This is a genomic window from Kastovskya adunca (assembly GCF_059505785.1).
Genome location: NZ_JCACLG010000027.1, coordinates 47,948 through 58,231, shown reverse-complemented (window position 1 = coordinate 58,231; position 10,284 = coordinate 47,948). Strand labels below are relative to the sequence as shown.

Genomic DNA, 10,284 nt, shown 5'->3' with positions numbered 1-10,284 from the left:
ACTGTGACTTTCTTCAACTCCGCTTGATTGTAAAAAACCTACACCTGTGAGAGGGGGGCAGGGGGGCAGAGGAGCAGGGGAGCAGGGGAGCAGGGGAGCAGGGGAGAGAAAAATTGACGACGATTAGCCATTATTCCAATCGCCTATTTCATACTTCATACTTCACCCTTCATACTTCCCCCTTCATCCTTTCCCCTCAAGCTCCCATTCCAGAATATTGCTTCAACCCTTTGCGCCAAAGCCAGCGGTTGCAGATGAAAAACACTATCCCCCAACCCAGCATCACTAACAGCCCTCGCACTATATTGACTGGTAAACCAATCAAAATTGAGGCGGGGAAATGAATCATGTACGGAAATGGAGTCCATAAAGCTATTTCTCGGACGGTGGGAGGAAACACTTCTAGAGGCGCAATTAAGCCAGAAAGAAATAGATAGAACAACAGGGAAAATTGCTCAATTGCACTAGCACGTTCTGTCCAGAAGGCAAACAGAGCAAAGGTGTACTGCATGAGGAAGCGCAGGGCAAATGCCAACGCTAAGACGGGAAGAAACAGCAATACCCGCCCCGGATTCGGCACCCATGCAGCTTGGGGATAAAGCAGGAAACAAAATCCTACTAACCCTAGGGCAAAGGGCAGACGCGCTAGTCGTTCTGAGAGGTGCGAGGCGACGTGGTGCCATACCGGGTCAATCGGCTGCAATAGACGTGGGGAAAGCTTCCCTTCTACAACTTCCTTTTCAAACTCCCAAATCACCCAAACAACTGTGAACTGACGGATGAGGAAAACGATCAGGAAGTAACGGACGAAATCGGTAGGAGTTAACCCAAATTGCCCTTCTTCGGAGGCTTCTACCCAGACGCCCATCAAAATCAGCGGCAATGTTCCGGATAATGCCCATAACAATAATTCCGCCCGATACTCCAACATATAGGCGTAGTAAACCGAGAGAAAGGCGGTGGCTTTTTTAATTACCTGTTTCATGAACTACTCCCGCCTGGAATACTCGACCAATCACTTCTTCGATAGGTGGTTCTGTCACTGTTAAGTCCAGCACTTCTAGCTCTGTCAAAATTCGGGATACGGTGCGGGTGAGTTGATCTCGCCGTACCAAAAAACGTACGTTTCGACCTGTTACGCTTTCCAATTCCCCAAAGCGGGAAAGCTTTTGGGCGGATAATTCATCAGCCAGCTCTACTTTTACCTCGCGATAGGGAGCAAAGCGATCGAGTAATCCTTCTAAGCTGCCATCGTAAATCAGTTGACCGGCGTGAATCAGTAGCACCCGCTGGCAGAGGGCGGTAATATCTGCCATGTAGTGACTGGTCAAGAGTACTGTGGCACCTGTGTTGCGATTGTAGTCGCGCAAAAAGTCCCGGACTCCTAGTTGGGCGTTGACATCCAATCCGAGGGTTGGTTCATCGAGAAACAAGACCTGGGGGTTGTGGAGGAGGGCGGCTAATAACTCGGCTTTCATCCGTTCCCCTAGGGAGAGTTTCCGCACGGGTTGGGTGAGCTTGCCTTCTAGAGAAAGCATTTCTGTAAGTTTGCCGATGCGATCGCGAGATTCTTTATGAGAAAGTCCATAGACGGCGGCATTAATTTTCAACGAATCTAGGGCGGGTAAGTCCCAAAGTAATTGCTGCTTTTGCCCCATCACCAGCGTAATCTTCTGCAAGAAGTTGGGTTGACGCCGGAAAGGAACATGCCCTGCAACGCGTACCTTACCGCTAGAGGGATGAATCAACCCCGTCAACATTTTTAGGGTAGTGGTTTTTCCGGCACCGTTGGGACCAAGAAACCCTACCACTTCACCCGCTGCAATCTCAAAGGAAACGTCTTGCACTGCCTTAACTGGGCGATAGGTGCGGCGAAAAAAGTGAGTTAGTGTTCCTTTAATCCCCGGTTCTTTTACGGCTACCGGATAGACCTTACTCAGGTTCTCAGCCACAACAATAGACATACATTCACTGTAGTTGGAAAATGCTCAAGCCTATTCTTGACGGTATCGCAAGCAGCTTGTAACTTACTTTATTACACATGAGTTACAAACTGTGCCGCGACAAATCCTGGCAAAGTAGCAAAGCAGGTTGAAGACAAGACTTCTTGGAGAGAATATCAGCATCAGTAGGAGGCGCGATTTTTCTAGGCGATCGCTTCCCTAATTTCACTTGCTAGGTGATGTAGACTTCAAGCAACTTATCCAAATTTTTCTCTAAAGTGGCAGTTGTAGCCCAATCAACAGAAGACTAAAACCCCAATGCAAAAATTTACCACCCAATTACGCGTGCGGTATCACGAGATGGACGCTTTGGGGCATGTCAACAACTCTGTCTACCAACACTATCTCGAACAAGCGGCAGTTGAACATTCCGAGCATCTCGGCTTCAACCACGCTAAATACCAAGAATTCGGTGGCATTTTCGTAATGCGGCGCATCGAGATTGACTATCTCCGTCCCGCTGTGGCGGGTGACATCCTGGAAGTTACAACCTGGCTACAAGAACTGCGGGGCCCGCGTGCCATCCGGCGTTACGAAATTCACCAACAAGGCGAGGAGCAACGGCTGGTGACAGCAGAGGCGTTGTGGGTTTGGGTAGACACTTCCTCTATGCGTCCCAAGGCGATTCCTCGTCAGATCCTTGAAGCGTTTGAACAAGCCAGTCAGGTGGAGAAAGTGTGAGTCCTGAGTTCTGAGTCCTGAGTCCTGAGTTTTGAGTAGGGGAGAAAGTATGAAGGGTGAAGTATGAAGGGTGAAGTATGAAGGGTGAAGTATGAAGGATGAAGTATGAAGGATGAAGTATGAAGGATGAATAGGGTTGGTTATTTTCATCCGCTGCTCCCCTGCTCCTCTGCTCCTCTGCTCCCCATTAGTTCTAGATAGGGGGGTGGCGGGATGGGATTGGTGCCTAGGGATGAATCATGGCTAGCCTTTAGCTAATAAAAACCGAACGTTGACAAGGTTGTTGAAACAATCTGTAACTCTTTAGAGGGCTTGAATGTATCTTCCGGCAGAAGGGGCGGGGATCGCCAGAACCGTAGGATATCTCAAGGGTGCGATGGAGGTTTGAGCCTCAAAATCGCTCTAATCGTCTTGTAAAGGCGAATTTTAAAGAAAACTAGGAGAATGATTGTTATGCAGCGAATTTTTTCAGCAATAGCGAGAGTTTTGGGCAAGCGTGTCTTAGTTATGGGTCTAGTGAGTTTGCTGAGTTTATCAAGTTTGTTGATTTTTGCTAATCAACCCGCTTTAGCTCTATCAGACAAGCCTCTAAATTCTCCAGCTCGCTCGGAGGAAGCTATTGACCGTGCCTATACGCTTAGTCATGGCACAGGGCTTCGAGAAGAAGACCGACAAAAGGCTTACAGCGAGGAGGCAAAGGCAATCACAGATCCTAAAGGACTAGACAAGATTTATGAGGAAGATTTGAAGCAGTATAAGGAAAGTCAGCCCTCCGAAGGTATTGTTGAAGGGGCGAAAGACCTAGTGAATAAGGTGACTGGCAAGGACTAAGTCAACGGTAACTCCACGAATCGTGCCCAGTTGCATTCAACGGCATAAGCGATCGCCTTCAGCAGGACTGGAAAGGCGATCGCATTTTTGAATGTTTTTAACCCCACCAGGCACAAAGAGCAACCTTAGAGAAGGTACTTTGTGCCTGAGAAGTTTTGATCACCTGATGGGGGGAAGTTTAGTGAATTTTGTTACGGCTAAGGTAGTTGGAAGCGATCGCCACAAGCTTCACGCCTAAAAAATTAGCAGTTATTAAGCGTCTTTTTATACTACAACTTGTATTACAATAGACAGGAAAACAAACAGTATCAAAGCTGTGCTTTTTGCTAGAACTCGATACTAAAACGTGACCACTAACCAACCTGCAATTCAACCAAAGTTATATGAGACTTGCTGCGACAAGACAAGTCACGGAACCAACAGCGCTCAAAGCCTACGACCTGTGGAAAACCTATGGTGAGCGTCAGGTCGTTCAAGGCGTCAGCTTTACCCTCAACCCTGGCGAGATCCTGGGTCTTCTCGGCCCCAATGGTGCAGGGAAAACAACAACCCTAGGGATGTTGTATGGGTCGGTGATCCCCACCCGTGGCTTTGTGCAACTGGGGAATTACCAGGTGCAAACCCAAGGGCGACAGGCACGATTTTCCATGGGAATTGTGACTCAAGAGGACAATCTTGACCCTGACTTTACGGTGTTTGAGAACTTAGTTCACTTTGCCCATCACTACCGGATTACAGGTAAAGCCGCACGCAAACGAGCGGGGGAATTACTGGCAGACGTAGGGCTGCAAGATTTTGGCAGCAACCTCGTTGATGAGCTTTCTGGCGGCATGAAGCGGCGGCTGGTGTTAGCACGGGCAATGATCAACAACCCGCAAGTTGTGTTTTTGGATGAGCCAACTACAGGACTTGACCCCGATGCGCGGCAGGATTTTTGGCGGCTGGTGAGTCAGTTAAAACACAACGGTAGTGGAGTCTTGTTGACGACACATTATATGGATGAAGCGCAACGATTATGCGATCGCCTCATCTTACTCCAGCAGGGAAAGATGATTGACCAAGGCACTCCCGATGAAATGATTGAGCGAACTGTCGGCGCAGAAGCCGTAGAAGTGGAGGGTATTGCAGAACAAACCCTGCAACAGCTAGCGCAGCATTACCAAACCTGGTATCGCCCCTTCGGTAACAGCCACCTAATTGGCTTACCCTCAGACAATCCTCAAGCCCTATGGGAACAACTGAATGCGGCTGAACCCTACCGTCTAACACGCCGTCGCACAAATTTAGAAGATGTATTTTTGCGATTGACTGGAACACCATTGGAATAGGAAGGCAAAAAACATAGTGAGTATGAAAGGTTTTCCCGTCACCCCTTGGGGCGTCTACTCAGTCTGGCATCGTCACGCCAAGGTGTATCAAAAAACCTGGCTGGTTAATAGTTTGCCCCCTTTGTCTGAACCCCTGATTTATCTGATTGCTTTTGGGTATGGCTTAACGCCGTTGATTGGGGAAGTTTCTTATCAAGGTCAAGCGATTCCCTATCTCAATTTCATTGCTCCTGGAATGATTGGCGTTGGGGTACTTTTCCAATCCTTTTTTGAAGGAGCGTATAGCAGTTTTATTCGCTTAAGTTTTCAAAAAACTTGGCAAGCTTTATTAACGGCTCCGTTGAGTTTTACCGAAGTGTTTCTGGGCGATTGGTTGTGGGCAACAACCAAGGGAACCCTCGCTGGCACCCTAACGGGGTTACTGGCGGTGGCGTGGGGGCTTTATTCTCCCGTGGCGCTTTTGCTATCAATGCCGTTGATTATTTTAGGCAGCATGTTATTCGGCGCAGGCGGGTTGTTTACAGCAGGAACAGTTCGCACCATTGACCAGATAAATGTGCCAGTTTTCCTAGTTGTCGTTCCCATGTTTACCCTCTGCGGCACCTATTTTCCCCGCGATACACTGCCACCTTTTTTGAGAACTGTGGCAACAGCTTTACCCCTAGCATCGTTGATTGATTTGTTACGTTGGCCTTTAGGTCTACCGCCGTTTTGGTTTTTGGAGTTGATCTGGTTAATAGTTTTGGTGGCTAGTTTTGGTGTGCTGGCTTGGCGACAGATTTACCCTCATTTATTTCGCTAAAAATCATATTTGGAGCTGGCATTTTTATCAATAAACCTTTAGATTCTCTAAATCACTTGTGAAGACGAAACCCCCGAACTTTTAGAAAATTCAGGGGTTTAAAGTGCTAGCAATTACTAGTTTTATTCAATGGTGAACCCATGCTCTAACCGCCGATTCCTAATCTGCCTGCTAATCCAGGAGTGAGGGGAATTAAGGTGGCGACCATCAAGAAAAGTGCCAAAAGTCCTAAAGCAGCTCTGGCGTCATCAGGTTCGGTAATTTCATTCAGGCTGGGGCGCTCTAAGCCACGCTGTAAGAATAAAATCACGATCGCCCAATACAGAATGATGGGATTAGCCGGATTGACCAAGGCGACAATTGCCAACACAATCAGGGTGGCAATGGTAGCACGTCGGGCAGTTTTGCGTCCGTAGATGGCTTGAATAATCCGCCCTCCGTCTAGTTGTCCTGCTGGCATTAAATTCAGGGCGTTGATGACTAAACCAATCCAACCGATAATCGCCAGCGGATGGACATCAACCAGAGGAGTTTCCAAGGCAGAACCGAGGACGACTTTGGCGAGGGTTCCCACCAAAATCGACCCTTGAAAAAACTCCGTGGGGACTTGAAAAATACTGCCCGTGTGTGAGAACAGCAAGCCTACCACGAGCATCAGCAAGGAGACAATTCCCCCTAGGGCTGGCCCGGCTAGGGAGATATCAAATAGCACCGAGCGATTGGGTAACAAAGACTCAAAGCGAGTCAGCGCCCCAAAAGAGGCAATTTGCCAACTGGGAATGAAATAAGGCAGACTGAGCCGGATGTTGTGACGCTGTGCGAGTACCAAATGACCAATTTCATGGGCAATTAAAATAATCCAAATGCCAGCCGCGATGGGGAGGGCGTCTCGATAGCGTTCCGGGCTACTGAAAAAGTCAAAGCCTTGTAGTAAGCCCCCGGCTTCTAAGGTGGTGGCAACAGTGGCGAGAAAGAGGACAAAGGCGAGACCTTTTTGCGTCAGGGTGGAAGGTTGCGGGTCATTGCTGCTGGGAAGCACGATGACGACGGGTCTACCTTCCGGGCTTTCGACTAAAAATAAGCGGTAGCGATCGCCTAATTTTTCCTGCAAACTTTCAGATAGACGCTGATGAATCTGACTCGGATCTCCCCGCATATTACCTTTGAAGATTGCCCCTTCCTGGTAGGGAATTGTTTCGGTGGCAAAAAAGGTATCAATGCCGAAAATTCCCTGAATCGCTTTTAAGTCTTCATCAGGAATTGGCACAATCTCTAAAGTTGGGAGGCTGATGAGTGTTTCAGGTGACTCCTCTTGTAATGAGTCTTTTTCGGCTGGCATTTCAGCACCGTTTGACTCTCTTGCTTGCAGCATCTTGGCGGCTTTCTCCCGCAATAGCACATCATTACCTTCAGCTCGCAAGCGCTGTCCTAAGTAGATGTACAAACCCGCTGAAACCACCAGCAAGAACAAGATACCGACAAGGTTGATATAAAGCCCAGCGGCAAATAAGCCAAAGAACAACAGCCAGGGGGTCATCAGTACAACCGATTGCAACCAGGCTAAAATTCCTAGCTTTCCATACGTCCGGGCGCGGTTAAAACCCCAACCCAGAATGCCCGCCGCTAGCAGGACAATTAAAACTGTTGCAGTGGTTTCTGATCCAGTAAACATTCGTTGCTCCCCTCGCTTCTAAAACAGAATTTATACAAAACCCTCCGCCTTGGCATCGAATGACGCCTGCGGGCGTTGGGAATGCTCAGGCTTATACCACGGTGTATATAACGTAAGATTCCCCTAACCTTTGTTGAGTTGATTAGATCTAATCTAACGAAGTCGGCACTCTTGTTGAGTCAAGGGTTCTAATGATTGAGGGCAGAGGTGCTATTGACAGCGGCTCTGAGGTTGCCCTGATGTTGGGTGAGAAGCTGTTCGCCTGCTGCTTTTTCCACACCGAGCATGTGCATGATCAATGCCAGCTTTACCTGTCGTCCGCTACGCTCTAGCAAGTAGCCAGCTTCTTCTCGGCTTAAATTGGTGAGGTCTTGCAGAATCCGCAGGGCGCGGTCATGGAGTTTTTTATTGGTCACGGCGACATCGACCATACGGTTGCCGTAGACTTTGCCCAACTGCACCATTACGCCTGTTGAGATGATATTTAGTGCCATTTTGGTAACCGTTCCCGCTTTGAGCCGGGTAGAGCCAGCGAGGATTTCTGGCCCCACCAGTAGGCGAATATCGAGGTCGGCATCGATGCTGACTTGCTCGGAAGGGACACAGGCAATCAAAATTGTCGTGGCTCCTCGCTGTTTGGCGGCTTGTAGGGCACCGTGGACAAAGGGCGTCGTTCCCCCAGCCGTGATGCCGATGACGACATCCAGCTCGGTAATATGACGATGGGCGATCGCTTCTGCTCCATCTTCGGAACGGTCTTCCAAGTCTTCCGAACTCCGCACTAATGCCCCTGCTCCCCCAGCGATAATCCCCTGTACCAGTTCTGGGGGGGTGCAGAAGGTGGGGGGACATTCCGCCGCGTCTAACACGCCTAAGCGCCCACTCGTGCCTGCTCCGATGTAAAACAAACGCCCTCCCTGACGCAGGAAGTAGGCGGCGCGGTCAATGGCTTGAGCCAGTTGGGTTTGGGCAGATGCGATCGCATTAATCGTTTCGGCATCTTCTTGATTAAATAACTTCACCAACTCCAGGGAGGTAAGTTGGTCGAGGTTCTGGCTATTGGGGTTAGCCTGTTCGGTAAGCAGATGTCCGCGTTCCTCTAAGTTCGTCATAGCAGTCCTTCTAGCTGGCGGCGAATGCGATCGAGATCGGAGATTTCTGGTTTAGTGACCGGATCATCTAAATCTAAATCGTCCTCGTCTGAGTCTTGTTCGATTTTCCAGTCCGTCTTTTCCAGATTAGTTTCTGGAGGCATTGCCAGCATTCCTTCCTCAATTAGCTCCGCGTCGTAGCCTGCACCACTACAGAATTCTTCAATTTCCTCCGCCTCAAATGCTTCAACCGTAGCTTCCGGGAAATCTTGTGCTTCTAACATCAAAGCAAAGCGCAGGGCGTCGTCTTCTGACTGAAACATCAATACCTTGTTGCGATCGCCAATCTGAATCGAATGGATGCCTTCGTTTTCTGTGCGGGCATTAAATAACAAAACAAATACAGGCATAAATGGACAACTATAAAACTTCTTTGTTTAGGATATCTGAGATTAGCTCTGAGTCTTTCTAAGTCCTGAGTCCTGAGTCCTGAGTCCTGAGTTGGGAAGAAAGTATGTTCGGCGAAGCCGTTGCCGGAGGCGCTTGGTGAAGTATGAAGGGTGAAGTGTGAAGGATGAAGTATGAAGTATGAAGGGTGAAGTGTGAAGTATGAAGTATGAAGTGTAGTTATCCCCTTGCTCCCCCGCTCCCCCGCTCCCCAGCTCCCCAGCTCTCCAGCTCCCCTGCACCCCAGCTCCCCCGCTCCCCTGCTCCCCATCCATCTGATCAACTTCATTCCACTGCGCCGTAACGAGCGGTGACAGACTGTTCTGGGTTTATTTGGTTATGTTGCCACGCCCACAGTTGATCGCCTAGGGAGAAGTGCCACCACTCGTTGGGATGACGCAGAAATCCGGCGCTGTGCATGACATTGTGCAAGATTTGGCGATGAGTATGATAAGGCTGGTTGGGTTGGTTGGTGTAGTAATTGGGATGCGATCGCGCTGATATTTCATCAATAGCTGAACCCATATCCACTGCTTTACCTGTGGCATCTACCAGGGTGACATCGACAGCCGCCCCCGTGCTGTGAGGCGGTGGTGTGGCAGGGTTAGAGCTGGGAACTGCCCAAAATTGATAGACTTCCTCCCAAAGGGCAAGCTGCTGCTGTTCTGATTCTGCAAGGCTTAGTCCTTTTGCCTGCAAAACTTCCGTAAAGGTGTAATCCACCATGAATTGTTGCACCGCCACGGGGCGATAGGCATCAAAAATCTGAATGCGCCAGCCGGGATGCTGATGTTGCAAGTCGGCTTGGGCATTGATCAGCGCTTTGAGGACACTCTGACGGAGATAGTAGGGAGAAGCCTTGCCATAAGGCGCACCCAACTTTTCGTAGGGATGGGGCGACTCAACGGCAAACTGTTCTAAGGGAATCGATGTCAGGGGTTCTCCGCATTCTACAATGGGAATCTGCTGATAAGGTTTCATGTATTTTCATCCCCATAGCGCGGAGAGGTAGGTGTTTTTGAGGCTTGGGTGAGTTTTGCGGCAAGAAGCTTTACCTAGCAAGGGTTTGAGAGTTTTACTCAATTTATCGATCCGCGCAATTTCCAGAAAGCTTACTACAGCTAGCTTTGAGGCAAAATCATCTCTACTCCTATTCCCAATTTATAGTCTGAAATGATATGCTATTATCTAATCCGCGCAACAGCACCTTGAAAACTAAATACTGTCTACTTTCCAGGTTGCCGCAGTTTCAAAAACCACTAATCCCTATCAGGGATTGAAACTATAAAAGCAGTATTAGCTAAATCAGCACCATTAACTGTTTCAAAAACCACTAATCCCTATCAGGGATTGAAACTTGGGAACTGTCCTCCGACGAGCTTCTGGAGAGTTTCTATGTTTCAAAAACCACTAATCCCTATCAGGGATT

The 10,284-nt window shown here is 48.8% G+C and carries 10 protein-coding genes and 1 CRISPR repeat array (1 of these 11 running past the window's edge); of the genes, 4 read left to right on the top strand and 6 right to left on the bottom strand.

All coding sequences use genetic code 11. From position 1 onward, the window contains the following. Positions 1–196: 196 nt before the first annotated feature. Both AC5JR3_RS10790 and AC5JR3_RS10785 read right to left on the bottom strand, forming a co-directional pair. A complete protein-coding gene (locus AC5JR3_RS10790) occupies positions 197–985 on the bottom strand; it encodes an ABC transporter permease (RefSeq protein ID WP_495845753.1) in 789 nt (262 codons plus the stop codon). Then, positions 969–1,964 (bottom strand): ABC transporter ATP-binding protein, encoded by a 996-nt coding sequence (locus AC5JR3_RS10785; RefSeq protein WP_495845751.1) that lies wholly within the window; start codon positions 1,962–1,964, stop codon positions 969–971. The genes AC5JR3_RS10790 and AC5JR3_RS10785 overlap by 17 nt, the downstream gene beginning before the upstream one ends. Before the next feature lie 297 nt (positions 1,965–2,261). Here AC5JR3_RS10785 and AC5JR3_RS10780 point away from each other — a divergent pair, with 297 nt between their 5' ends. From AC5JR3_RS10780 to AC5JR3_RS10765, 4 genes are all read left to right on the top strand, one after another. Next, a complete protein-coding gene (locus AC5JR3_RS10780; protein WP_495845749.1) occupies positions 2,262–2,684 on the top strand; it encodes an acyl-CoA thioesterase in 423 nt (140 codons plus the stop codon). 453 nt (positions 2,685–3,137) lie between these two features. Then, complete coding sequence (locus tag AC5JR3_RS10775) at positions 3,138–3,515, top strand: hypothetical protein (protein WP_495845747.1); 378 nt, start codon at positions 3,138–3,140, stop codon at positions 3,513–3,515. Positions 3,516–3,898: 383 nt separating this feature from the next. Next, positions 3,899–4,843: an ABC transporter ATP-binding protein gene (locus tag AC5JR3_RS10770; protein WP_495845745.1), complete on the top strand. Its 945-nt coding sequence runs from the start codon at positions 3,899–3,901 to the stop codon at positions 4,841–4,843. Positions 4,844–4,865: 22 nt separating this feature from the next. Beyond that, positions 4,866–5,645, top strand: coding sequence for an ABC transporter permease (locus tag AC5JR3_RS10765; protein WP_495845759.1), 780 nt, complete (start codon positions 4,866–4,868; stop codon positions 5,643–5,645). 145 nt (positions 5,646–5,790) lie between these two features. Here AC5JR3_RS10765 and AC5JR3_RS10760 read toward each other — a convergent pair whose 3' ends face one another. From AC5JR3_RS10760 to AC5JR3_RS10745, 4 genes are all read right to left on the bottom strand, one after another. Beyond that, positions 5,791–7,317 (bottom strand): site-2 protease family protein, encoded by a 1,527-nt coding sequence (locus AC5JR3_RS10760; RefSeq protein WP_495845743.1) that lies wholly within the window; start codon positions 7,315–7,317, stop codon positions 5,791–5,793. 188 nt (positions 7,318–7,505) lie between these two features. Next, positions 7,506–8,429: an N-acetylmuramic acid 6-phosphate etherase gene (gene murQ / locus AC5JR3_RS10755; RefSeq protein WP_495845741.1), complete on the bottom strand. Its 924-nt coding sequence runs from the start codon at positions 8,427–8,429 to the stop codon at positions 7,506–7,508. Beyond that, entirely contained in the window at positions 8,426–8,818 is a 393-nt protein-coding gene (locus AC5JR3_RS10750) for a DUF3110 domain-containing protein (protein ID WP_495845739.1), read from the bottom strand. Before AC5JR3_RS10750 ends, murQ begins: the two co-directional genes overlap by 4 nt. A gap of 322 nt (positions 8,819–9,140) precedes the next feature. Further along, positions 9,141–9,836, bottom strand: a complete 696-nt coding sequence (locus tag AC5JR3_RS10745; protein ID WP_495845737.1) for a M15 family metallopeptidase — start codon at positions 9,834–9,836, stop codon at positions 9,141–9,143. A gap of 265 nt (positions 9,837–10,101) precedes the next feature. Continuing rightward, a CRISPR array of direct repeats spans positions 10,102–10,284; the repeat unit is 37 nt; unit sequence GTTTCAAAAACCACTAATCCCTATCAGGGATTGAAAC (it continues 4,071 nt past the right edge of the window).